General features: G+C 71.1%; 22 protein-coding genes and 6 tRNA genes. 19 read left to right on the top strand and 9 right to left on the bottom strand.

Annotated features, from left to right (window positions below; all coding sequences use genetic code 11):
- Positions 1–13: 13 nt before the first annotated feature.
- From cobA to RFN52_RS07345, 3 genes are all read left to right on the top strand, one after another.
- Positions 14–1,255 (top strand): uroporphyrinogen-III C-methyltransferase, encoded by a 1,242-nt coding sequence (gene cobA / locus RFN52_RS07355; RefSeq protein ID WP_184843974.1) that lies wholly within the window; start codon positions 14–16, stop codon positions 1,253–1,255.
- A 64-nt stretch (positions 1,256–1,319) separates the two neighbouring features.
- Positions 1,320–2,138 (top strand): TrmH family RNA methyltransferase, encoded by an 819-nt coding sequence (locus RFN52_RS07350; RefSeq protein WP_184843970.1) that lies wholly within the window; start codon positions 1,320–1,322, stop codon positions 2,136–2,138.
- Positions 2,139–2,146: 8 nt separating this feature from the next.
- Complete coding sequence (locus RFN52_RS07345; protein WP_184843967.1) at positions 2,147–2,539, top strand: NUDIX domain-containing protein; 393 nt, start codon at positions 2,147–2,149, stop codon at positions 2,537–2,539.
- Positions 2,540–2,572: 33 nt separating this feature from the next.
- On the opposite strand, the gene RFN52_RS07340 is transcribed toward RFN52_RS07345, so the two are convergent.
- Positions 2,573–4,030, bottom strand: a complete 1,458-nt coding sequence (locus RFN52_RS07340) for a serine/threonine-protein kinase (protein ID WP_184843963.1) — start codon at positions 4,028–4,030, stop codon at positions 2,573–2,575.
- Between the two features lie 195 nt (positions 4,031–4,225).
- Between RFN52_RS07340 and RFN52_RS07335 the strand changes: the two genes are divergently transcribed.
- From RFN52_RS07335 to RFN52_RS07320, 4 genes are all read left to right on the top strand, one after another.
- Positions 4,226–4,465: a DUF8836 family protein gene (locus RFN52_RS07335; RefSeq protein WP_184843960.1), complete on the top strand. Its 240-nt coding sequence runs from the start codon at positions 4,226–4,228 to the stop codon at positions 4,463–4,465.
- Between the two features lie 234 nt (positions 4,466–4,699).
- A complete protein-coding gene (locus tag RFN52_RS07330; RefSeq protein WP_184843956.1) occupies positions 4,700–4,909 on the top strand; it encodes a hypothetical protein in 210 nt (69 codons plus the stop codon).
- Positions 4,910–5,110: 201 nt separating this feature from the next.
- A complete protein-coding gene (locus tag RFN52_RS07325) occupies positions 5,111–6,052 on the top strand; it encodes a phosphotransferase family protein (RefSeq protein WP_311240918.1) in 942 nt (313 codons plus the stop codon).
- Between the two features lie 79 nt (positions 6,053–6,131).
- On the top strand, positions 6,132–6,422 hold the full coding sequence (locus tag RFN52_RS07320) for a TFIIB-type zinc ribbon-containing protein (protein ID WP_107458274.1): 291 nt from the start codon (positions 6,132–6,134) through the stop codon (positions 6,420–6,422).
- 52 nt (positions 6,423–6,474) lie between these two features.
- Here the strand turns inward: RFN52_RS07320 and RFN52_RS07315 are convergent.
- The 5 genes from RFN52_RS07315 to RFN52_RS07295 form a co-directional block, all read right to left on the bottom strand.
- Positions 6,475–6,546: transfer RNA gene (locus tag RFN52_RS07315), tRNA-Val, on the bottom strand.
- 43 nt (positions 6,547–6,589) lie between these two features.
- A tRNA-Val gene (locus RFN52_RS07310) sits at positions 6,590–6,661 on the bottom strand.
- A gap of 24 nt (positions 6,662–6,685) precedes the next feature.
- A tRNA-Val gene (locus RFN52_RS07305) sits at positions 6,686–6,757 on the bottom strand.
- 1 nt (position 6,758) lies between these two features.
- A tRNA-Cys gene (locus tag RFN52_RS07300) sits at positions 6,759–6,832 on the bottom strand.
- Between the two features lie 37 nt (positions 6,833–6,869).
- Positions 6,870–6,942 (bottom strand) — tRNA-Gly (locus RFN52_RS07295).
- A gap of 178 nt (positions 6,943–7,120) precedes the next feature.
- Here RFN52_RS07295 and RFN52_RS07290 point away from each other — a divergent pair.
- The 3 genes from RFN52_RS07290 to RFN52_RS07280 are packed head-to-tail and all read left to right on the top strand — an operon-like array spanning position 7,121 to position 9,861.
- The gene (locus RFN52_RS07290) at positions 7,121–8,164 is read left to right on the top strand and encodes a chorismate-binding protein (RefSeq protein ID WP_184843950.1); all 1,044 of its coding nucleotides are present in this window, start codon (positions 7,121–7,123) and stop codon (positions 8,162–8,164) included.
- On the top strand, positions 8,161–8,982 hold the full coding sequence (locus RFN52_RS07285) for an aminotransferase class IV (protein ID WP_184843947.1): 822 nt from the start codon (positions 8,161–8,163) through the stop codon (positions 8,980–8,982). The genes RFN52_RS07290 and RFN52_RS07285 overlap by 4 nt, the downstream gene beginning before the upstream one ends.
- 54 nt (positions 8,983–9,036) lie before the next feature.
- A complete protein-coding gene (locus RFN52_RS07280) occupies positions 9,037–9,861 on the top strand; it encodes a GNAT family N-acetyltransferase (RefSeq protein ID WP_184843945.1) in 825 nt (274 codons plus the stop codon).
- A 32-nt stretch (positions 9,862–9,893) separates the two neighbouring features.
- Here RFN52_RS07280 and RFN52_RS07275 read toward each other — a convergent pair whose 3' ends face one another.
- Positions 9,894–10,418 (bottom strand): DsbA family protein, encoded by a 525-nt coding sequence (locus RFN52_RS07275; RefSeq protein WP_184843942.1) that lies wholly within the window; start codon positions 10,416–10,418, stop codon positions 9,894–9,896.
- A 174-nt stretch (positions 10,419–10,592) separates the two neighbouring features.
- Between RFN52_RS07275 and RFN52_RS07270 the strand changes: the two genes are divergently transcribed.
- Entirely contained in the window at positions 10,593–11,030 is a 438-nt protein-coding gene (locus tag RFN52_RS07270) for a hypothetical protein (RefSeq protein ID WP_184843939.1), read from the top strand.
- A gap of 156 nt (positions 11,031–11,186) precedes the next feature.
- Entirely contained in the window at positions 11,187–11,363 is a 177-nt protein-coding gene (locus RFN52_RS07265; protein ID WP_167345902.1) for a hypothetical protein, read from the top strand.
- A gap of 84 nt (positions 11,364–11,447) precedes the next feature.
- Here RFN52_RS07265 and RFN52_RS07260 read toward each other — a convergent pair whose 3' ends face one another.
- On the bottom strand, positions 11,448–12,008 hold the full coding sequence (locus tag RFN52_RS07260; protein WP_184843936.1) for a CGNR zinc finger domain-containing protein: 561 nt from the start codon (positions 12,006–12,008) through the stop codon (positions 11,448–11,450).
- 347 nt (positions 12,009–12,355) lie between these two features.
- The gene (locus RFN52_RS07255) at positions 12,356–12,769 is read right to left on the bottom strand and encodes an SsgA family sporulation/cell division regulator (protein WP_004002642.1); all 414 of its coding nucleotides are present in this window, start codon (positions 12,767–12,769) and stop codon (positions 12,356–12,358) included.
- 191 nt (positions 12,770–12,960) lie between these two features.
- Here RFN52_RS07255 and RFN52_RS07250 point away from each other — a divergent pair, with 191 nt between their 5' ends.
- The 7 genes from RFN52_RS07250 to RFN52_RS07220 all read left to right on the top strand — a co-directional run bounded on the left by RFN52_RS07250 (position 12,961) and on the right by RFN52_RS07220 (position 21,743).
- Positions 12,961–13,419, top strand: a complete 459-nt coding sequence (locus RFN52_RS07250) for a TIGR02611 family protein (protein ID WP_184843933.1) — start codon at positions 12,961–12,963, stop codon at positions 13,417–13,419.
- 46 nt (positions 13,420–13,465) lie between these two features.
- A tRNA-Val gene (locus tag RFN52_RS07245) sits at positions 13,466–13,537 on the top strand.
- 1,578 nt (positions 13,538–15,115) lie between these two features.
- The gene (locus tag RFN52_RS07240; RefSeq protein WP_184843929.1) at positions 15,116–16,405 is read left to right on the top strand and encodes an ABC transporter substrate-binding protein; all 1,290 of its coding nucleotides are present in this window, start codon (positions 15,116–15,118) and stop codon (positions 16,403–16,405) included.
- Positions 16,405–17,412 (top strand): carbohydrate ABC transporter permease, encoded by a 1,008-nt coding sequence (locus tag RFN52_RS07235; RefSeq protein WP_184843926.1) that lies wholly within the window; start codon positions 16,405–16,407, stop codon positions 17,410–17,412. The genes RFN52_RS07240 and RFN52_RS07235 overlap by 1 nt, the downstream gene beginning before the upstream one ends.
- Positions 17,409–18,296 carry a carbohydrate ABC transporter permease gene (locus RFN52_RS07230; RefSeq protein ID WP_184843923.1) on the top strand — a complete coding sequence of 296 codons (888 nt, stop codon included), beginning with the start codon at positions 17,409–17,411 and terminating at the stop codon, positions 18,294–18,296. Before RFN52_RS07235 ends, RFN52_RS07230 begins: the two co-directional genes overlap by 4 nt.
- A gap of 7 nt (positions 18,297–18,303) precedes the next feature.
- Positions 18,304–18,894 carry a hypothetical protein gene (locus RFN52_RS07225; RefSeq protein ID WP_184843919.1) on the top strand — a complete coding sequence of 197 codons (591 nt, stop codon included), beginning with the start codon at positions 18,304–18,306 and terminating at the stop codon, positions 18,892–18,894.
- A 113-nt stretch (positions 18,895–19,007) separates the two neighbouring features.
- Entirely contained in the window at positions 19,008–21,743 is a 2,736-nt protein-coding gene (locus RFN52_RS07220) for an exo-rhamnogalacturonan lyase family protein (RefSeq protein WP_184843916.1), read from the top strand.
- The last annotated feature ends 263 nt before the right edge of the window (positions 21,744–22,006 follow it).

The raw sequence follows: 22,006 nt of genomic DNA, 5'->3' as shown, positions 1-22,006 counted from the left end.
GGAGCCGCACCTCATGGCCGAACACCCCGCCTACCCCGTAGGCCTCCGCCTCACCGGCCGTCGCGTGGTCGTCCTCGGCGGCGGCCAGGTCGCCCAGCGCCGCCTGCCGGCACTGATCGCGGCGGGCGCGGACGTCCTCCTGGTGTCCCCCGAGGCCACCCCCTCGGTCGAGGCCATGGCGGACGCCGGCGAGATCACCTGGCACCGGCGCCCGTACGCGGAGGGCGACCTCGCGGACGCCTGGTACGCCCTCATCGCCACCAGCGACCCCGACGCCAACACCGCCGCCTCCGCCGAGGCCGATCGCCACCGCGTCTGGTGCGTCCGCTCCGACGACGCCGACCAGGCCACCGCCTGGACCCCGGCCACCGGTCACAGCGAGGGCGTCACGGTCGCCGTCCTCACCACCGACGCCAAGGGGCGCGACCCCCGTCACACCGCCGCCATCCGCGACGCGGTCGTCGAGGGTCTGCGCGACGGCACGCTGGTCGCCCCGCACCACCGCACCCGCACTCCCGGAGTCGCCCTGGTCGGTGGCGGTCCCGGCGATCCGGACCTGATCACCGTGCGCGGCCGCCGTCTGCTCGCCGAGGCCGACGTGGTCATCACCGACCACCTCGGCCCGCGCGACCTGCTCGCCGAACTGTCCCCGGGCGTCGAGGTGATCGACGCGGCGAAGCTGCCCTTCGGCAGGTTCATGGCCCAGGAGGCCATCAACGACGCCCTGATCGAGCATGCCCGCAAGGGCAAGTCGGTCGTCCGGCTCAAGGGCGGCGACCCCTTCGTCTACGGGCGCGGCATGGAGGAGGTCCAGGCACTGGCCGAGGCCGGCATCCCGTGCACGGTCGTGCCTGGCATCTCCAGCTCCATCTCGGTCCCGGGCGCCGCCGGCATCCCGGTGACCCACCGGGGCGTCGCCCACGAGTTCACCGTGGTCAGCGGCCACATCGCCCCCGACGACGAGCGCTCCCTGGTCGACTGGCCGTCCCTGGCCAAGCTGACCGGCACGCTGGTGATCCTCATGGGCGTCAGCACGATCGGCAAGGTCGCCGAGACGCTCATCGCCCACGGCAAGTCCCCGGACGCACCCGTCGCCCTGGTCCAGGAGGGCACGACGGCCGGCCAGCGCCGCGTCGACGCCACGCTCGCGACGGTCGCCGAGACCGTGCGGACCGCGGACGTGAAGCCCCCGGCGGTCATCGTCATCGGCGAGGTCGTGACGGTCGGCCCCGCGGCTCCCGCGCCCCGAAAGTAACCCCGGGTAACACAACCCGTACCGAGCCGTTGGCACCACACCCAGGACAAGGCAGTATCACCCTGTGGCCGATCTCATCACCGTCGAGGATCCCGACGACCCGCGTCTGCGCGACTACACCGGCCTGACCGATGTGGAGCTGCGCCGCAAGCGCGAACCCGCCGAGGGCCTGTTCATCGCCGAGGGCGAGAAGGTCATCAGAAGGGCCAAGGAAGCCGGCTACGAGATGCGGTCCATGCTGCTCTCGGCCAAGTGGGTCGACGTCATGCGCGACGTCATCGACGAACTCCCCGCCCCGGTCTACGCCGTCAGCCCGGAGCTCGCCGAGCAGGTCACCGGCTACCACGTGCACCGCGGCGCGCTCGCCTCCATGCAGCGCAAGCCCCTGCCCACCGCCGCCGACCTCCTCCGGACCGCCCGCCGGGTCGTCGTCATGGAGTCGGTCAACGACCACACCAACATCGGCGCCATCTTCCGCTCGGCCGCGGCCCTCGGCATGGACGCGGTCCTGCTCTCCCCGGACTGCGCCGACCCCCTCTACCGCCGCAGCGTGAAGGTCTCGATGGGCGCGGTCTTCTCCGTCCCGTACGCCCGACTGGACACCTGGCCCAAGAGCCTGGAGTCGGTCCGCGAGGCGGGCTTCGTCCTGCTCGCCCTCACCCCCGACGAGAAGGCCCGGCCCCTCGACGAGGCCGCCCCGCACACCATGGACCGCGTCGCCCTCATGCTCGGTGCGGAGGGCGACGGCCTGTCCACCCAGGCCCTGGTCGCCGCCGACGAATGGGTCCGCATCCCCATGTCCCACGGCGTCGACTCCCTCAACGTCGGCGCCGCGGCAGCAGTCGCCTTCTACGCCGTGGCCACCGGCCGGCCCCGAGCCTAGGGCGGCACATGGAGCAGCGCGAGGCCGTCGTGGCCGTACTCCTGCGCGGTGAGCACCTGCTCGCGATCCGGCGCGGCCCCGGGGTCGCCCGCCCCGGCTACTGGCAGCCGCTCAGCGGCAAGATCGAGCCGGGCGAGACCCAGGAGCAGGCGGTCGTCCGGGAGGTGCGCGAGGAGGTCGGCCTCACCGTCGTACCGGAGGCGAAGGTCTGGGAGTCGGAGACCGACGACCACCGCTTCCGCCTGCACTGGTGGACCGCCCGCGCCGACACGGGCGAGGTGGTCCCCGACCCGCACGAAGTCGCCGAGACCCGCTGGGTCACCCCGCGGCAGTTCCTGGCCCTGGACCCGGTCTTCGCCGGCGACCGGGAGTTCTTCGAGCGGATCCTGCCGGAGCTCTGACGGCCCGCCGGCCGGCGGGCCGTCGTCACACGGCTAGAAGTCTTGAGGACGGTCGTACTGCTGGACGCGCTCCTGCCGTACTCCGCCCCCGTCGCCGCCGAGCCCCCGTGCCGGACCCTGACACCCCTGCACCAGGGCGATACCGACCGCCACCAGCAGCGTCACGACGACGAACACGAACAGCCGTTGCCGCAGCAGCCGGGGATTGGCGGGCCGCAGCCCGGTCCCTGTGCTCCGGGAGGCCGGACGCCCGGTGCCGCTGTGCGGGGCGGGGCGGCTGCCGCTGCCCGACCGCGTTCCGTTGCGCCCGGTGGGCGTCGGCCGCGACCCGGACCGTGACGGGGTGCCGCCGCGCGGGGCGCCGGAACCGCGCACCGGAGTCCTGCCGCGGCTTCCGCCCCCCGTCGACCGGTTCCCGCTCCCGCCCGGCCGGGCTCCGCCGCGGGCACCGGTCCCGCTCTGGGAGGCCGGGCCTTCCGGCGACGCGTGGCCGTCCCGGGAGGGAGCCGACCCCCGCGGCGGGGGAGTGCCCCGGCCCCGCTGCGGCCCGGACGACCCGGCACCCGACTGTCCCTGCGGACGCCGGGTGCGCTCGGGGTAGGTGTCGGCGAGCCGCTCGGTCTCGGCACCCCGGGGAGAGGGCGGCCGGACGCCGGCGAGGTCCTGGGACTCCCGGGCCGCGATCTCCTTGAGCCGCAACGACAGTTGCAGCGTGCTGGGCCGCTCCTCGGGGTCCTTCGCCAAGCACGCCCGGACGAGCGGGGCCAGCGCGTCGGGCACGCCGTGCAGCTGCGGCTCCTCGTGCACCACGCGGTACAGCATCACCTCGGAACTGCCGTGCCCGAAGGGCGAGTCGCCCATCGAGGAGTACGCGAGCGTGGCACCGAGCGAGAACACGTCCGTGGCCGGGGTGACGGCGGCCCCGCGCACCTGCTCCGGCGCGAGGAAGCCGGGGGAGCCGACCGCCGTGCCGACGTGGGTGAGCGTCGAGGCCCCGGTCGCCCAGGCGATGCCGAAGTCGATGATCCGCGGCCCCTTCGGGGACAGCAGGATGTTGGACGGCTTCAGGTCCCGGTGCACCACCCCGGCCTCGTGCACCGCGACCAGGCCCTCCGACAGGGCGGCACCGACGGCCGCGACGTCGGCCGCGCCCAGCGGGCCCTCGGCCGCGACCTTGTCGTGCAGGGAGGGGCCGGGCACGTACTGGGTGGCGAACCAGGGCCGGTCCGCGTCGAGGTCGGCGGCCACCAGCCGGGCCGTGCAGCCGCCGCGGATCCGCCGCGCCGCCGACACCTCACGGGCGAACCGCGAGCGGAACTCCTGATCCTCCGCCAGGTCGGGACGGATGACCTTGAGCGCGACCCGCTGCCCCTTCTTGTCGGAGCCCAGGTAGACCACGCCCATCCCGCCCGCGCCGAGCCGTCTGTGAAGCTTGAACGAGCCGACGACGCGCGGGTCCTCGCGCCTCAGGCGCATCATCGCCATGTTCATCCCCGCTGCCCGGTCCTGTGACGAGCCACAGCTTACGTTTCCACGGCCGCCCGCGCGCAGAGGCCGCGCCCTCTCAGGGTGATGGATTGTCAGTGGTGGGTGGGAGACTTGAAAGGTGGTCAGGGAGGGCGCGAAGGGGCGGACTTCGCGTGGTGAGTGATCCCAACCACCCGTCGCAGAAGGGGGATTGGTCCTGTGAAGGGTGATCGCGTGGAGATAGTCGTGGACGCGGGGGACACGACGCGCACGTACGACGTCGTGGCGAGCAGAGCGGGACGCAGGGTGGAGACGACGGTACGGCGGGGTGTCGTGGAAGTGAGCGAAGTCACCCGTAGCGGGAGGGTCGTGCGTACCGCCCGCTTCATGGCGAATCGGGTGCTCGCGCTGGTGGAACAGCCCGTTCCACGGGAGGAGAGCGCGGACAAAGACGGGTGAACCGGTCGCCCCGTCGGGGAAGACCCTGAGACGCGCGTCCCCGTCTCCACCCAGGGGAGTACATCGCAGGTGGCGGCTCATCCTCCGGGAGGCCCGGCAATCGGTACGAGGGCATGACGCCGGGAGGGGGCCGGACACCTAGATTTGAGGTCAAGCGGCGGGTGTAGCACTCGTCCCCCGAGGTCAGACGCCCGCCGCTGCCAACGACAACTGATAAAGGTCAGGAGAGGGACCATGGCCCAGACGGCTCCGCGGACACTGCTCCGCGAGGAGGGACGCAAGGTGTACGACGCCGCGTTCCGCCCCCGCCGCCAGGGCCGTCGCCACCCGCTGGTGGCGACCCTGATGGCTCTTCCCCTGGCGGTCCTGCTCCTCCTCGTCTTCGACGGGTGGGAGACAGTGGCCACACAGGCGTCGTCCGTGGGCGAGATGCTGGGGCGCTGAGCGGCGACCCCAGGCCCGGAAGAGCGGTCCGGGCGGGGACATCCCGACCATGAAACCCCGTGGGGACGGGGGTGCGGCGGACGGCAAAAAATGCCGGCGCAGCTGGGGAGCTGCGCCGGCATTGCTTTTGCCCCGGTGCTGAGAACCCGCGACGGACACGTCCCCCTCCAGCCGGGTCCCGTCTGCGCGTACTCTCACCCGGTGAACTCCGCCCCCGGTCCGCTCCTGGCCGGCCTCACCGCCCGGGCCCGAGCCGCCGCCCACGCCCGCTCACCGGCCTGCCCCTGCGGCGCGGCCACGCTCGCGGACCGCCCGGACGGCACCGTCGTACGTCATGCGGACACCGTCGCGAAGGCCCACCCCCTGGACGCGACCCCGGCCGGACTCACGAGCCGCCTCACCCTGGCCGCCCGTCACCCCGCCATCCTCCTGCCCCCACTGGATCCCACTCCGGTCGACCTGCACGGCCGCCTGGTGACGTTCTGGCCGTACGGCAGCCCGGTGGACCCCGGCGACCCCGACGCCGCACCCTGGGAAGCCGCCGCCGCACTCCTCGCCCGCCTCCACCGCATCCCGGCTCCGGAGAACATGCCCGTCATGCGCGGTCCCGCCAAAGCGGCCCGGGCCGTCGCCCGGCTCCGAGAGGCCGGCCCGCACCCGGCGGTCGCGCCCGTCCTGCGCGCCTGGGCCACGCTCCCGCCCTGGGCCCGGGCCGAGGCCCCGATGCCGCACACCGGCACCCTCTGCCACGGCGACCTCCATCTCGGCCAGCTCGTACGACACCCCGCCGCCGACGGGCCCTGGCTGCTGATAGACGTGGACGACCTCGGCGTCGGTGTCCCCGCCTGGGACCTCGCCCGCCCCGCCGCCTGGTACGCCTGCGGTCTGCTCCCGCCCGGCGAATGGACCCGGTTCCTCACCGCCTACCAGGAGGCCGGCGGTCCGGCCGTCCCCGCCGAGGGCGACCCCTGGCCCGCTCTGGACGTCCCCGCGCGTGCCCTCACCGCGCAGACCGCGGCCCGGGCCGTCGTCAAGGCGGTCGCGGCCGGCCGCCCGCTGGACGAGGTGGAGCAGTCGGTCGTGGACGCCTGTGACCGAATGGCTACCGTCCCGCCCCAGTTGGTGCAGGAGTACGCGAAGTAGGGTGCAACCGAGCACAGCGGGACAGAGTCTGTCCTGGCGAGATGTGAAGCAGGACCGACCGGCGAGGAGTTGAACGACCATGCAGTGTCCGAAGTGCCGTGCGCCGATGCACACGTACAACCGCAACGGTGTCCAGATCGAGCAGTGCAGCGGGTGCCGCGGGATCTTTCTCGACTACGGCGAGCTGGAGTCGCTGACCCGCCTGGAGGCCCAGTGGTCCCAGGCCGCCCCGCCGCCCCCGCCCGCCCCGCAGGCCTACCCGGCCCCGCCGGCCCCCGCCTGGGGCGCCCCGCACGGCGGCCACGGGCACCACGGCCACCACGGTCACCACCGCAACAAGAGCTTCGGCCACATGCTGTTCTCGTCCTGAGCCGTGACATCGCAGAAGCCCCCGGCCGCGAACGGCCGGGGGCTTCCTGGTGTGGACGATACTGGGATTGAACCAGTGACCTCTTCCGTGTCAGGGAAGCGCTCTCCCGCTGAGCTAATCGTCCTCGGGACCATGACCACTGACTGGAGCGGATCATGGGCACTGCGTGCGCGATACTGGGATTGAACCAGTGACCTCTTCCGTGTCAGGGAAGCGCTCTCCCGCTGAGCTAATCGCGCGGGTCGGGATCTTGTGAGATCCAGTGGACGATACTGGGATTGAACCAGTGACCTCTTCCGTGTCAGGGAAGCGCTCTCCCGCTGAGCTAATCGTCCTTGGAGGTGGAGACGGGATTTGAACCCGTGTAGACGGCTTTGCAGGCCGTTGCCTCGCCTCTCGGCCACTCCACCAGGAGTGTAGGGGGCCGGGAAGCCCCCTCTTCCTTCGAGCGGACGACGAGGTTCGAACTCGCGACCTCAACCTTGGCAAGGTTGCGCTCTACCAACTGAGCTACGTCCGCCTGTCGTTTCGGTCCGCCCTCGCGGCCCGGCGACGTGTTGAACTCTAGCGGATTCCCGGGCCAGCACAAAAACGCGTTTGTGCAGCGTGCTGCGCTTCCCCTGCTCAAGGACGTCACAGGACCGCCCGGCAGGACATCCCCCGGTCACCCGCGGGGCCCCCGCCATAGACTCGACTGCGTGCTCGACCTCCCTCCTCTCGCCCGCTTCGGCGACCGCGTCGCCACCGGGCTCCTCGACGTCACCGACGATCCCGAGGCCCTGGAGTCCAGCGGCTTCTGGGCCGTCTGTGCCGACTTCGAGGGCCGTCTGACCTGCGCCCGCTTCGCGGAGGTCCGGACGGCGGACGTGCCGGCCCCCGTGCCCGGCGCCTGGCGCGCACCGGCCGCCGGTGACTGGACGTCCTCGCTCGACCGCGCCGCGTACACGGCCGCCGTGCGGCGGATCCGCGACCACATCGCGGCCGGCGAGGTCTATCAGGCGAACCTGTGCCGGGTGCTGTCAGCGCCCGTCGCACCCGGCGCCGACGTGGACGCCCTCACCGCACTGCTGGCCCGCGGCAATCCGGCGCCCTATGCAGGAACGATCCGCCTGCCCGGGCACGGCGTCGAGATCGCCACGGCCTCCCCCGAACTGTTCCTGCGGCGCGACGGCCGCGTCGTCACGTCCGGGCCGATCAAGGGCACCGGCCGTACCGAGGCGGACCTGCTGGAGAAGGACTTCGCCGAGAACGTGATGATCGTGGACCTGGTCCGCAACGACATCGGACGGGTGTGCGCCACGGGCAGCGTGACGGTGCCCGACCTGTGTGCCGTCGAGAAGCACCCAGGGCTGGTCCACCTCGTCTCGACGGTCCGCGGCGAGCTGGCGGACGGGGCCGGCTGGGCCGAGCTGCTCGGCGCCGCCTTCCCGCCCGGCTCGGTCACGGGCGCGCCCAAGTCCAGCGCCCTGCGGATCATCGACGCGCTGGAGACGGCGCCCCGGGGGCCGTACTGCGGCGGGATCGGCTGGGTCGACGCCGACCGGGGAACCGGAGAGCTGGCCGTCGGCATCCGCACCTTCTGGATCGACCGGGCCGAGGGGGTGCTGCGCTTCGGCACCGGCGCCGGCATCACCTGGGGCTCCGATCCCGAGGGGGAGTGGCGGGAGACCGAGCTCAAGGCGGCCCGGCTGCTCGCGATAGCGTCGGGAGCGTACGAGGTGAGTGGAGAGGACCTGACGTGAAGATCTGGCTCGACGGCGGGCTGCAGGACACCGAGTCCGCCCGCGTCTCCGTCTTCGACCACGGGCTGACCGTGGGCGACGGCGTCTTCGAGACGGTCAAGGCCGTGGACGGCCGGCCGTTCGCGCTCACCCGGCACCTCGACCGGCTGACCCGCTCGGCGCGCGGCCTCGGCCTGCCGGATCCGGACCACGACGAGGTGCGCCGCGCCTGCGCCGCCGTCCTCGACGCCAACCCCGCGCCGCTCGGCCGCCTCCGCATCACCTACACCGGCGGCCACGGCCCCCTCGGATCCGACCGCGGCGAGCACGGCCCGACCCTCGTCGTCGCCCTCGGCGAGACCACCCGCCGCCCCGACTCCACCGCCGTGATCACGGTCCCCTGGACCCGCAACGAGCGCGGCGCGCTCTCCGGCCTGAAGACCACCTCGTACGCCGAGAACGTCGTCGCCCTCGCCCGGGCCCGTGAACAGGGCGCGTCCGAGGCCCTGTTCGGCAACACGGTGGGGCAGCTGTGCGAGGGCACCGGCTCGAACGTCTTCGTCGTCCTCGACGGCGAGATCCACACCCCGCCGCTCGCCTCCGGCTGCCTCGCGGGCATCACACGTGCGCTCGCGGCCGAATGGACCGGCGCCAAGGAGACCGACCTGCCGCTCGACGTCCTGGAGCGGGTCGACGAGATCTTCCTGACGTCCACCCTGCGGGACGTGCAGGCCGTGCACCGCGTCGACGGCCGCGAGCTGCCCGGCGCGCCGGGCCCGGTGACCGCCAAGGCCATGCGGATCTTCGACGAGCGCGCGGGGCACGACCTCGACCCCTGACAGCACCGGCAAATTCGGCTGACCGGGACCGTGGTTGCGGGTAGAACACCCCTGATGACCACGACCCTGCGGCCGACCGAGCCGCTTCAGCAGAACGCCGACGGGACGCGCTCACGCCGCTACCAGGTATGTGTGAACAGCCGTCCCGTGGGGGCGATACACCTCGACACGCATCCCGTGTTCGGCACCGCGGTGGCCCGGATCACGAAGCTGCACATCGACGAAGCGGACCGCAGGCGAGGCCGGGGGACGGTCGCCGCGCTCGCCGCCGAGGAGGTGGCGCGCGGCTGGGGGTGCCGTCGCATCGAGGCGGTGATCCCCGCCGCCTCCGAGGCCGGACTCCGCCTTGCCACGGCGCTCGGCTACGTCGTCCGCAACCGCGGCATGGAGAAGCAGCTTGGCGACACCCCGCCGGAGCTGCCGGAGGGCAGCCGCGCCCGGCCCATGACCGAGGCGGAGTTCGGCCCCTGGCTGGAGAAGGGCAAGGCGCACTACGCGCGCAGCTGGATCGACCGGGGCGTCCCGGAGGCCGAGGCCCGGGCCAAGTCGGAGCGCGACCACGCGACCCTGCTGCCCGACGGCCTCGCCACCCCGGGCATGCTGATCAGCGTCGTCGAGCACCTGGGGACGCCCGTGGGAACGCTGTGGCTCGCGGTGCGGGAGAGCAGCGCCTTCGTCTTCGACGTCGAGACCGACGCCGCCCACCGCGGGGAGGGCCACGGCCGCACCCTGATGCTGCTGGCCGAGGCCCAGACCATCGCCGAGGGCAGGCGGATCCTCGGCCTCAATGTCTTCTCGGGCAACACCCCGGCCGAACGGCTCTACGCCTCACTCGGCTACGAGACCGAGCGGTACGCCCTGTACAAACCGTTGCTGTAGCGGCCCGGGAGCCGACGGCCGGGTGAGGGTGATCAGTGCTCCTGCCCGGCCAGGAGCCGGTCCGCGATCTCCTCGATCTTCTCGCGCAGCCCGTCCTGGCTCTTGCCGCCGTCGAGCCGCTCCCCGCCGATGACGTACGTCGGTGTGCCGGTCACACCGATCGCCTTGCCCTCGGCCTGGTCGGCGTCCACGATCAGGATGTGCCGGCCGTCGATCAGCGCGGTGTCGAACTCCTCGGCGTCCAGGTCCAGTTCGCGGGCGATCTCCACCAGGAAGGGTTCTCCCTTACGGGCCAGCTCCTCGACCCGCCCCAGCAGGGCCTCGGCGTACGGCCATCCCCGGCCCTGCTCCCACGCCTCCTCCGCGGCCTGGGCGGCGGCGAAGGCGTGCTTGTTCTTCTCCAGCGGGAAGTGCCGCAGCCGCAGCTCCAGACGGTCGCCGTAGCGGGCGCGCAGGGCATGGAGATCGTCCAGCGCGGTACGGCAGTCCGGGCACTGGAGGTCGCACCAGACCTCGAGGACGGGGGCGGCGGAACGGTCGGTGGAGGAGTCGCTCATGCCGACAGTCTCCCAGCAGCCGCGGCCGGGGCGCAGCCCGCACGGCACCTGCGGAGGAGGTGACCCGGAGATGTCCCTGATGTCGGGCCGGAGCATGGCCCGCCGGGGTGCGACGGGTGCAGGATGGAAGGGACGAAGTGCCCCGACCCGACCGCGCCACGCCTGGAGGACCGGATGATTGCCGAGACCGTCTGCTCCGCCGTGTCCGCGGCAGGCCTGGGCATTGCGATCGTCACGGCGTACCGCAAGCGGTACCTCGCCGCGGTCCGGGTCGCGGCCTACTCCCTCGTCCCGATCGGCCTCGTGATGACGGGGGTCGTCGAGTGGCTGGCCGACACCGCGTTCAGCCCGACGGCCTGGGCCGGGTTCGGGGTGCTCGGCCTCGCATGGGTGCTCTTCATGACCACACGAGCCGTGGAGCGCCGTCGTGGCGGCACCCGCAAGGAGCGCAGGGCGGCGGCCCGAGCCGCCGACCGGCCCGGCACGGTGGCCCCCGCAGCCTCGGCGCCTTCCCTGGGCCAGGGCTCCCGCCCCGCAACCAGGCCGGCGCAGGCGTCCCGCGACGACGACTTCAGCGACATCGAGGCCATCCTCAAGAAGCACGGCATATGACGACAGCCCCGCCCGGGGCCGAATCGTCAGAGTGGGTCCGCCGGTGCGCGGAAGTGATCACAACCCGAACCGGACCTCGCGGAATCGGTGCACTCCCGCACGGAACGAGGCCGCTGATCGCGCCCGGCGGGGCGATTGCGTCATCATCGCCGCGAGATGCTGGACACGACGAAACAGAGCGACCCCGCACCGCCGCAGGACGAGCCACATCCCCGGCAGGACGAGCCACGGGGTTGCCTCTTCGCCCTCTCCCAGCCACCGCTGATGATCTTCCTGGCGGTGATCGGGAGTCTGCTGCTCATGGCCTCGTTGCACGATCTGCTGCTGCTGTGAGCCTTACCCGCGGTACCCGGCGCCACCCGCCGGGACCGCGTCGGCATCGACATCCTCCACAGCCCCGCGGCCCGGGGCCGGGTGTCAGCCCGCCGCCTCCTTGCGGCGCGCCCGGTACGCGGCCACGTGCAGGCGGTTTCCGCAGGTGCGGCTGTCGCAGTACCGCCGCGAGCGGTTCCGGGACAGGTCGACGAAGGCGCGCCGGCAGTCAGGCGCCTCGCACCGCCGCAGCCGCTCCTGCTCCCCGGCGACCACGAAGAACGCCAGCGCCATCCCGCAGTCGGCGGCGAGATGATCGGCGACGGAGGCACCGGGCGCGAAGTAGTGCACATGCCAGTCGTAGCCGTCGTGGTCCGTGAGCCGGGGTGTGGTGCCGGCCGCCGCGACCAGCTCGTTGATCTGCCCTGCCGCGGCCCGGGCGTCCGGGGCGGCGAAGACGGCGGCGAAGCGACCGCGGATCTTGCGCACCGCTGAGAGGTCGAAGTCCGAGAGCACCCCGACATCGCTGATCTCGTGGTTCCGCACGAAGTCCGCAAGGGTCGCCACGTCCGGCAGTCCGTCCGATGCCGTGTCGTCCTCCGGTGCGGTGTTCACCAGATCGACCACGGTGTCGAGGGCGCACCGGGTGTCGTGGGTGATCAGCACGATTCGCTCCCTGGCCTGAGGGTCGGGCGGGCGCCCGCCGATGCTGGCCGATGGTAACGGCTCCACCATCGCCGGACCGCCTCATGCCCGCACATGGCTTCGAATACAACGCGTCCCGGCCCGCCGGGGTTCCCCGTGCGGCGCGACACCGGCGGCGTGACGCCGGCTGAGGGGCACGGGGGATGGACCCCGGGGGAGGGGCACCGAGGGAGGGGCTCTCCCACGCAAACCGGCGCCGAACCGCGTGATCCGCGGTGCCGGCGCCGGTGTCATCCCGTATGCGGTTGTCCGGGCCCGAGCCGTCTCCCCGAGTCGACGGCGCCGGGCGGCTTTGTGAGGGCCTCGCCCTAGCTTTCCGCCAGGATGTGCGAGAGCTCCTGATCGAGGTCGAAGTGCCGGTGTTCGGTGCCGGGCGGCACGGCGGCGTCGGTCCGCTTCAGGAAGGACTCCAGGGCCCGTGCCGGGGCCTCGAGCAGGGCCTCGCCCTCCGGCGAGCTCAGGGCGATGCACACGACGCCCTGGCCGTGACTGCGCGACGGCCAGACGCGGACGTCGCCGGTGCCTGTTGGGCGGTGAAGTCCCTCGGCGAGGAGGTCGCGGGCGAACACCCACTCGACGGTTTCCTCGGCTCCGGTGTGGAAGGTGGCGTGCACGGCGTAGGGGTCGGCCGTGTCGTACCGCAGGCCTGCGGGGACAGGCAGGGAGGACTCGCTCGACACAACGAGGCGCAGGTGCAGCTCGCAGCTGACCGTGGTGTTCATAAGCGCCAGGGCCTTTCGCTCAGTGTGCGCTCGGGGATTCGCACGTCGGCGAAATCGACATGCCACCTACGGTGCCGTTGTAAACCCCTCTGAGTGTTTTGCGTGCCTTTACGTAACTCTTCCGGCCGAGGGATCGTTCGCGTCCTGCGTCCATTCCGGTGACTGGTTTCGCTCGGGTAGTGTTTCCCCGTATGAATACGGGGAGTAACGAGCCGGGCGAGGTGGCCGTGGCGTCGAACGAGACGGGGACGGGCGAGGTACACGGCGAGCAGGATCGCGGGCTCGGCTCGCGTGCGCCGGAATTCATCAAGGCCCGCCGGGCGCTGCACCTCAGCTGGCAGGTCGGCGTCTTCATCATCGGACTCGCGGTCGTCGTGACCGGCATCATCATGCTGCCCCTGCCCGGACCGGGGTGGGTCGTGATCTTCGGCGGCATGGCGATCTGGGCGACGGAGTTCGTCTGGGCCCAGCTGGTGCTGCGCTGGACCAAGCGGAAGGTCACCGAGGCGGCGCAGCGCGCCCTCGATCCCAAGGTGCGGCGCCGCAACATCATCCTGACGTCGATCGGGCTGGTGATCATCGGCGTGCTGGCCGGCATCTACCTGTGGAAGTTCGGCATCACGATGCCGTGGAAGATCAAGGACCAGTGAGCGTCACAGGCACCCCCTGACATGGGGTAATGTTCTTCCTGCGTCCGGGCGATTAGCTCAGTGGGAGAGCGCTTCGTTCACACCGAAGAGGTCACTGGTTCGAACCCAGTATCGCCCACCCGGACCAGCGGCCCATCTGCGATTGCGCAGGTGGGCCGTCGGTGTTATAGGGGCTGTGGGTGCCGGGTTGTCGGGCTGGCTGTGCGCGCGGGGCGGCTTACGGCATTCCGCCGGGCGGGAGCGCCCGGACGGCGGCCTCTGTGCTCAGGCCGCTGGTGCCGCCGGGATCCGCCGTGCGGCGCCGGCGTGCTGTCGTGACAGTTCACGCCTGGTTCCGCCTCGGGCCGGAGGCTCCGGTGCGCTCCTGACCGGCGGGGGAGAGAGATCGCCGGGGGGCGGTGAGGGCTGAGACCCACCGGCCCGGGGCCTATGCCGGGCTTGAAGCCGAGAGCTCTCCGCTGTGCCGACCCTGTGGCCGAGATTCGCCCGGGCTGGGACTGCGGGGGGGGGGGCCAGGGGTTCGCGGACCGGCGCAGCCGCCCTGACGGTGCCTCCCGGGCGTCATCCTCGCCGCCGCCGACCCGGCGAACGAGTACGGCGCAGCCCTGGGGGCCTGCCCGGGCGGCGCTGCGGCGCACGGGCCGCGCGGGTCGCTCGCGCCGCGCCGTGCCGCGCCGCCCAGCACGGCCCCGCGCCGGGCGGCGGCGGGCCTCCCCGGGCCGGCTGGCGCCTATACCGCCATGGGCCGGGTAGGCCGGGAAGCCCGTGCCGGTCGGCTTCTCGCCCTGGCCACGCCTCTGCCCTTCGAACCGCTCGCACCCCGCCGAGCCAGCTACCCGACGAGATCCAGTCACCGGGCCGACCGGTCTGCCGGTAAGGCTGCCCCACCCCGCCGCCCCCGCCGACCCTGCCCATCGCCGAACCGCCGGAGGACCGCCCGGACGATCACCAAGCCCTGAGGCCCGCTGTGCCCCGGCCCGCCCTTGCCCCCAGCCCCTCTGCCGGCCGCACAACCACCGAGTCCTGGACGTCAGGCCGCCCAAGTCGCGGCCCCTACGTCGCTCGCACGTTCACCGAGCCAAGGGCCCGGGCCGCGAACCTCGAGCCCCGGACCCCGAGCACCACACCTCCCGTGCCGCCGGCGCCCCAGTCAGCCGTACTGATCACCAAGCCCGCACCCCAGCGCACCACCCCACGCCGTGCAGTCCGCTCACGGGCTCACCGCCCACCCACTCACCCACCTCCGCCCAACCATGCCCCCGTCACGCTAAGTCGCAGTCCCTTCGTCGACCCACCCCCGGCCACACTCCTCGCCTCCACCTCACATGGCCAAAAACCGACCCCCACAGCCGCAAAACCCCTCCCCGCGACGTCACATGGCCGAATCCGACCCCCGCCCTCCGACCTCCGCCCTCCGAAACCCCACCCCCAACCCCACCGTCGTCTTCCGGTCGGGCCCGGGATCGACCCGACCCGGCCCTCCCCGTTCGGCTCTTCGGACGCGTGGCCGTCACCAGGGACGTCGTTCGGCTCCGCTCCCGGCCCCGCCCTCTCGGCCCGCTCCGTCGCCCGCTCCGTCGGTAAGAAATTCTTGTCCGAATCATTGACGCACCCTCAGCCCCTCCGTACCTTGTGCCAGCAAGCGCTTACTTGAAACGATTCATGCAAGCGGGACGACACGCGGGGAGGTCCAACCGTGGTGAACGGCAGGAATGTTGAGAGACGTACCGTCCTGAAGGCGGCCGGAGCCACGGCAGCCACGCTGGGGCTGGCCGCGACGACCGGCTGCGGTGGCGACGGAGGGGCCTCCGCGGACGGGACGGTGACGATCCGTTACGCGTGGTGGGGTGCGGAGGATCGTGCCCAGAGAATCAACAAGACCATCGCGCTCTTCGAGAAGAAGTACCCGAAGATCAAGGTGAAAACGGACTTCCAGCCTTATCTCGACTTCTGGAAGAAGTTCAACACCCAGGCCTCCGGCGGAAATCCGCCGGACGTGTTCCAGAATGCGATCGGCTTCCTCCGTAAATACGACGCGAAGAACGTGCTGCTGGATCTGAGCGAGCAGGCGAAGGCGGGCAACCTCCGGATGGAGGGATTCCGCGCGGGCCTGGAGAAGTTCGGCGAGATCGACGGCAAGCTCCTCGGCGTTCCGGTCGGTTCGAACTCCATGGCCCTCGTCATCGACAAGCCCGTCTACACCCGCGCCGGCGTGAAGCCGGAGCAGGGCTGGACGTGGGACGACTTCGAAGCCGGGATGAAGAAGATCCGGGACAAGACCGGCCGCGCCGGCGACAGCGGCATGTACGGCACGATGTACCTCTACGACCTCTATCTGCGCCAGAACGGCAAGGCGTTCTTCACCGAGGACGGACTCGGCTTCACCGAGGCGGACCTGACGGACTGGTGGACGAAGGCCAGGAAGGGTGTCGAGGAGGGCATCTACTCCGACCCCAAGAAGGTCGCGCAGATCAAGCCCAAGTCCGCGCTCGCCGCGGAGCTCGCGGGCAGCGAGTTCACCTGGGACAACTTCACCGTCCGCTACACCTCCGAGGGCAAGAGCGAGTACGGCCTGGCCCCCATCCCGACGACGGACGGCAAGAAGACCGGGCAGTACCTCGGCTCCCTCATGCTGAGCGCCTCCAAGCGCACCCAGCACCCGAAGGAAGTCGCCCAGTTCATCGACTTCATGGTCCACGACCCCGAGGTCGCCAAGATCATGGGCTACGACCGCGGTGTGCCCGCGACGCAGGCCCAGTTCGACGCGTACAAGCCGACCGACCCGGTCAACCAGGCGATAGCCGCCTACGAGCAGTCCATCGTCAAGGCCGGAGTCCTGGAGCCCATCACTCCGCACCCGAACGGCGCGGACATCTGCGAGTCGGCGTTCCTGCGCATCGCCGAGGAGATGGGCCTGGGCAAGAGGTCGGTGGACGAGGCCGTCAAGCAGTTCTTCACCGAGTCGAAGACGGCTCTCGGCGCCTGATGGGAACCACCGTGACACACGCCCCTGCGATGGAGGACCTGCCCAAGGGCAAGGGCTCCGAGCCGCGGCACGGTCCGGTGGGCTCCCCGCGCCCCGCCGCCCTCAAGCGGCGGCGGCGCCGGGAGAACCTGGCCGGCTATCTCTTCATGTCTCCGTGGATCGCCGGGTTCCTGCTCCTGACAGCGGGCCCGATGATCGCCTCGCTCTACTTCGCCTTCACCGACTACAACCTGTTCGACGCGCCCCAGTGGATCGGCCTCGACAACTTCTCCGAGATGTTCGGTGATCCGCGCTGGCGCCATTCGGTGCAGGTGACGCTCTGGTACGTCGCCGTCGGCACGCCGCTGAAGCTGCTCGCCGCCCTCGGTGTGGCGCTGCTGCTCGCCCAGAGCCGGCGCGGGCAGGCCTTCTACCGGGCCGCCTTCTACGCGCCGTCGCTCATCGGTGCGAGCGTCTCCGTCGCGATCGTGTGGAAGGCGATCTTCTCCGACGACGCGGTGGTCGACCGTACCCAGAAGATCTTCGGGATCGACGTCGGCGGCTGGACCGGCGACCCGGACATGATCATCTACAGCCTCGTGGCGCTCACCGTCTGGCAGTTCGGCGCCCCCATGGTCATCTTCCTGGCCGGTCTCAAGCAGGTCCCGCGTGAGCTGTACGAGGCGGCCGAGGTCGACGGAGCGGGCAAGATGCGGCGGTTCTGGAACATCACGCTGCCGATGATCTCCCCCGTCCTCTTCTTCAACGTCCTGCTGGAGACGATCCACTCCTTCCAGATCTTCAGCTCGGCGTACATCGTCGGCGGTGGTGCGGGGAGCAACGCCTGCGGCCCGGCCGACGGCTCGATGGTCTACACCTGCTACCTCTACGTCCAGGGCTTCGAGAACAGCCGCATGGGTCTGGCCTCCGCGATGGCCTGGCTCCTGCTGATCGCGGTCGCCCTGGTGACGGCGGTGCTGTTCTGGTCCCAGAAGCGCTGGGTGCATTACGAGGAGGGCGCCCGATGAGTGCGCAGGCCACCGACATCAAGCCCGCCACCGGAGGCGGAGCACTCCGCCACAAGCTGCCCGGCTCCCTCGCCTGGCACCTCGGGTCCCTGCTGATCCTCGCGGTGATCCTCTACCCGGTGATCTGGGTCGTCGGCGGGTCGTTCAAGAAGAGCGAGGACATCGTCGGCAGCCTGGATCTCTTCCCGGGGGACCCGGTCGTCGACAACTACCAGAGCCTCGCCGACGGCATCGCCGACATCTCGATCTCCACGTTCTTCCTCAACTCGCTCTTCCTGGCCGTCGGTTCGGTCATCGGCATCCTGGTGTCCTGCTCGCTGACGGCCTACGCCTTCGCGAGGATCAGGTTCGCGGGCCGCAATCTGCTGTTCACGCTGATGATCGGGACGCTCCTGCTGCCGTACCACGTGCTGCTGATCCCGCAGTACGTGCTGTTCCGCAACATGGAGATGATCAACACCTACACGCCGCTGCTGCTCGGAAAGTACCTGGCCACCGAGGCGTTCTTCATCTTCCTGATGGTGCAGTTCATGCGCAACATGCCCAAGGAGCTGGACGAGGCGGCCCGCCTCGACGGCTGCGGGCACTTCCGGATCTACTGGTCGATCGTCCTGCCGCTGAGCCGGCCGGCCCTGATCACCAGTGCGATCTTCACGTTCATCAACTCCTGGAACGACTTCATGGGCCCGCTGATCTACCTCAACGAGCCCGACAAGTACACGGTCTCGCTCGGCCTGAAGATGTTCGTCGACCAGGAAGGGCTGGCCAACTACGGCGGCATGATCGCCATGTCGCTGGTGGCGCTGCTGCCGGTGCTCGCCTTCTTCCTCGCCTTCCAGCGGTATCTGATCGACGGCATGGCCACGTCGGGTCTGAAGGGCTGAGGCGGGCATGGCCGGGACACGGGTGAAGGCACGGGGGGAGTCGGCACTGGCCGAGCGGTTCGCGGTGTTCGCCGAGTGTCTGCTGACCGGTGTGTGGATCGCGGTGGCCTCACTGGGAGTCGTCACCTATCCCGCCGCGTTCGCCGCCGGGGCGCGGCATCTGCGGCGCCGTACAGCCCATGAGGGCGGCGGCTGGCGGGAGTTCGTCGCCGACTTCCGCACCGCCCTGCGCGGCGGATGGCTCGCCGGGCTGGCCGGGTGGGCGGCGGTGGCCGCGGTCTGGGTGGACGTGCAGGCGGTCCGGGCGGGGGTTCCCGGCGGGCCGCTCGTCGGGGCCGTCGGGGTCGTCGCGCTGATCGCGCTCGTCGTGGCCGGGCTGCGCGCGGCGGCGGTCTGGGAGCCGGGAGCGCGCTGGCGGAGGCTGCTGGCCGAGGCCGGGCGCCGCACGGTGCTCGATCCGGCCGGGTCCTTCCTGATCGTCGGCGGGCTGGCCGTCGTGGCCGTGTCCGCCTGGTTCGCCGCGCCGCTGGCGGTCGCGGTCCTCGGTGCCGTCGCGGCGGCGGCCGTCGCCGTGGAGGAGCGGTACCGGCACCGCTGAACGGCGGTGTCCCCATGTTCCAGGTCGGCGCCCCGGCGCCGCACCTCTCTCTGTCATGCCCTGACCAGCGTACGGATTCGCTTCCCGCACGGACGAGGAAAGGCAGCATCGCCATGTCTCCCATCCCCCGCAGATCCCTCCTCAAGGCAGCCGCCGTCACCGGAGCCGCCGCCCAGTTCAGCTGGGCGCTGGGAGCCCAGGACGCCCAGGCCGCGCCCGGAGCCGAAACCGCCGACGCCGACCCGGTGACCCTCGACTGGCTGGAGGACGGCGGCCTCGGCGCCGCGCCAGGATCCACCGTCGGCGTGCCCTGGCCCAAGGGCACGTACCAGAAGGACCAGACCTTCGCGCTGACGGACGCCGGCGGCAAGGCCGTGCCCGTGCAGTCCTGGCCGATCGCCTACTGGCCCGACGGCTCCCTCAAGTGGACCGCGCACGCGGTCGCCTCGGGCGACGGCAAGCTCACCCTCGCCGCCGGGACCCCCGCCGCTCCCGAGAAGAAGGTCACCGTCGAGAAGCGCGGCGGCACCATCGACATCTCGACCGGCGTCATCACCGCGAGGATCGGCAACTCCGGCTCCACCCTCGTCAAGTCGGTCACCCGCGGCTCCACCGAGATCGCGAGGAACGGCCGTCTCGTGCTGATCCGCCAGCCCGAGATCGAGGACGAGGACCAGGGCGCGGTCAGGACCGAGCGCTTCGACGGCGCGATCTCCAAGGTCGAGGTCGAGCAGGCGGGCCCGGTCCGCGCGGTCGTCCGCATCGACGGCAAGCACCGCAAGGGCGGACGCAACTGGCTGCCCTTCTCGATCAGGCTCTACTTCTACGCGGGCGCCGACTCCTTCCGCATGGTGCACACCATCACCTACGACGGCAAGCAGGAGCCGGGCAAGGCCAGTGGCGACTTCATCCGCGGCCTCGGCGTCCGCTTCACCGTGCCGATGCGGGACGCGTCGTACGACCGCCACATCCGCATCGGCGGCGACGGCACCGGACTGCTGCGCGAAGCCGTCAAGGGCATCACCGGACTGCGCCGGGACCCGGGCGCGGCCGTGCAGGCGGCCCAGTTCGAGGGCAAGAAGCTGCCCGACCCCGCCACCTGGGACCAGCGGGTGACGACCCGGCTGCAGTACATCCCCGAGTGGGGCGACTACACCCTCTCCCAGCTCTCCGCCGACGGCTTCACGCTGCGCAAGCGCACCAAGAAGGGGCACGGCTGGGTCGCCGCGGGCGGTGGCCGGCGCGCGTCCGGCTTCGGCTACGTCGGAGGCGCGAGCGGCGGGTTCTCCTTCGGGCTGCGCGACTTCTGGGAGAAGTTCCCCGCCCAGCTCGACATCCGGGACGCCCACACCGACGAGGCCGAGGTGACCCTCTGGCTCTGGTCGCCCGAGGCGCAGCCCATGGACATGCGCTTCTACCACGACGGCATGGGCCAGGACACCTTCCCGGAGCAGCTCGAAGGCCTCAACATCACCTACGAGGACTACGAGCCGGAGTTCGGCACCCCGTACGGCATCGCCCGCACCTCCGAACTCCTCTTCTGGGCCAACGACTCGACCCCGAGCCCCGACCGGTTCGCCGAGCAGGTCGAGGCCGTCCGCGTACTGCCGCAGCTGGCCGCCCCGCCCAGGCAGCTCATCAAGGCCAAGGTCTTCGGACCGGGCCTGTACTCCGAGCCCGACCGCTCCACCCCGGCCAAGGCGAAGATCGAGGACCACCTCGACTTCCTCTTCACCTACTACAAGGACCAGGTGGAGCAGCGCCGCTGGTACGGCTTCTGGGACTACGGCGACATCATGCACACCTACGACACCTTCCGGCACCAGTGGCGCTACGACATCGGCGGCTACGCCTGGGACAATTCCGAGCTGTCGCCGGACCTGTGGCTCTGGTTCGCCTACCTGCGCTCCGGCCGCTCCGACATCTTCCGCTTCGCCGAGGCGATGACCCGGCACACCGGCGAGGTCGACGTCTACCACCTGGGCAAATGGGCGGGCCTCGGCACCCGCCACGGTGTGCAGCACTTCGCCGACAGCGCCAAGCAGCAGCGCATCGCCAACACCACCTACCGGCGCTACTACTACTTCCTCACGGCGGACGAACGCGTCGGCGACCTCATGCACGCCAACGTCGACTCCGACGAGACGTTCCTCGCCCTCGACCCGCTGCGCAAGATCCGCACCGAGCCGTACACCCCCGACCGGCACGCCCTGTCGATCGGCTTCGGCACGGACTGGAGCGGCCTGGTGTCGGCCTGGCTGACGGAGTGGGAGCGCAAGGGCCCCAAGTGGGAGAAGGCCAAGGCCCGCGTGCTGTCCACGATGGAGACCATCGCCGCCCAGCCCAACGGCTTCGTCCAGGGCAGCGGCCTGTACGACCTGGACACGGGCAAGTTCGCCGTCGCCGACAAGCCCAAGGTGGAGGTCTCGCACCTCTCGGCCGTCTTCGGCCTCAACGAGCTGTGCGCCGAGCTCATCGACCTGGTCGACATGCCGAAGTTCAACGAGGCGTACTTCGACTACTGCCGCTACTTCAACGCCACCAAGGCCGAACAGGCGGCACGCTACGGCTCCAACTTCGGCTCCCTGCTGCTCTTCCAGGGGCACTCGCGCCTCGACGCGTACGCGGCCGTCAAGACCGGGGACGAGAAGCTCGCCAAGCGGGCGTGGGAGAAGTTCTACAACTCCGACGGCTACAAGGAGTCGGCGCCCTGGAAGACGGAGAAGCTGAGCGGGCCGGTCGCGCTGGTGGCGGGCAGCGAGGCCACCTGGGTGTCCACGAACGACACCGCGCTGTACGGCCTCGCCGCCATCGAGAACCTGGCGCTGCTCGGCGACAAGATGCCGTAGCGGGAAGCTGAACGAGCGGGACGCCGAACGAGCAGAAGCCCAACAAACTGAAAGGTCGACAAGCCGCAAGCCCTAACGAGCGGTTCCCGTGGCGACGCCGTGGCGGGAACCGCTCGTCCTGGATGATCGATTCCAAGGGGTCAGTGATCGTAGGGGGACCGCACATCGTGCGGTGTAACTCCCGATCATGGAAGATGCATCGATGACCAGTGCCACCGTGATCCGGTCAGCCCAGCGCCGCCTGTCGCCCGGCGCGGGATGGC

Origin of the sequence: Streptomyces collinus (genome assembly GCF_031348265.1) — a bacterium.
GTDB lineage: Bacteria > Actinomycetota > Actinomycetes > Streptomycetales > Streptomycetaceae > Streptomyces > Streptomyces collinus.
This window is presented reverse-complemented; position numbering and strand designations above follow the sequence as displayed.

Bases quoted from the DNA above. Each gene is read 5' to 3' on its own strand.
- cobA (WP_184843974.1), top strand. From the start codon at position 14: ATGGCCGAACACCCCGCCTACCCCGTAGGCCTCCGCCTCACCGGCCGT.
- RFN52_RS07345 (WP_184843967.1), top strand. From the start codon at position 2,147: ATGGAGCAGCGCGAGGCCGTCGTGGCCGTACTCCTGCGCGGTGAGCAC.
- RFN52_RS07340 (WP_184843963.1), bottom strand. From the start codon at position 4,030: ATGAACATGGCGATGATGCGCCTGAGGCGCGAGGACCCGCGCGTCGTC.
- RFN52_RS07330 (WP_184843956.1), top strand. From the start codon at position 4,700: ATGGCCCAGACGGCTCCGCGGACACTGCTCCGCGAGGAGGGACGCAAG.
- RFN52_RS07320 (WP_107458274.1), top strand. From the start codon at position 6,132: ATGCAGTGTCCGAAGTGCCGTGCGCCGATGCACACGTACAACCGCAAC.
- RFN52_RS07280 (WP_184843945.1), top strand. From the start codon at position 9,037: ATGACCACGACCCTGCGGCCGACCGAGCCGCTTCAGCAGAACGCCGAC.
- RFN52_RS07275 (WP_184843942.1), bottom strand. From the start codon at position 10,418: ATGAGCGACTCCTCCACCGACCGTTCCGCCGCCCCCGTCCTCGAGGTC.
- RFN52_RS07270 (WP_184843939.1), top strand. From the start codon at position 10,593: ATGATTGCCGAGACCGTCTGCTCCGCCGTGTCCGCGGCAGGCCTGGGC.
- RFN52_RS07265 (WP_167345902.1), top strand. From the start codon at position 11,187: ATGCTGGACACGACGAAACAGAGCGACCCCGCACCGCCGCAGGACGAG.
- RFN52_RS07255 (WP_004002642.1), bottom strand. From the start codon at position 12,769: ATGAACACCACGGTCAGCTGCGAGCTGCACCTGCGCCTCGTTGTGTCG.
- RFN52_RS07250 (WP_184843933.1), top strand. From the start codon at position 12,961: ATGAATACGGGGAGTAACGAGCCGGGCGAGGTGGCCGTGGCGTCGAAC.
- RFN52_RS07235 (WP_184843926.1), top strand. From the start codon at position 16,405: ATGGGAACCACCGTGACACACGCCCCTGCGATGGAGGACCTGCCCAAG.
- RFN52_RS07230 (WP_184843923.1), top strand. From the start codon at position 17,409: ATGAGTGCGCAGGCCACCGACATCAAGCCCGCCACCGGAGGCGGAGCA.
- RFN52_RS07225 (WP_184843919.1), top strand. From the start codon at position 18,304: ATGGCCGGGACACGGGTGAAGGCACGGGGGGAGTCGGCACTGGCCGAG.
- RFN52_RS07220 (WP_184843916.1), top strand. From the start codon at position 19,008: ATGTCTCCCATCCCCCGCAGATCCCTCCTCAAGGCAGCCGCCGTCACC.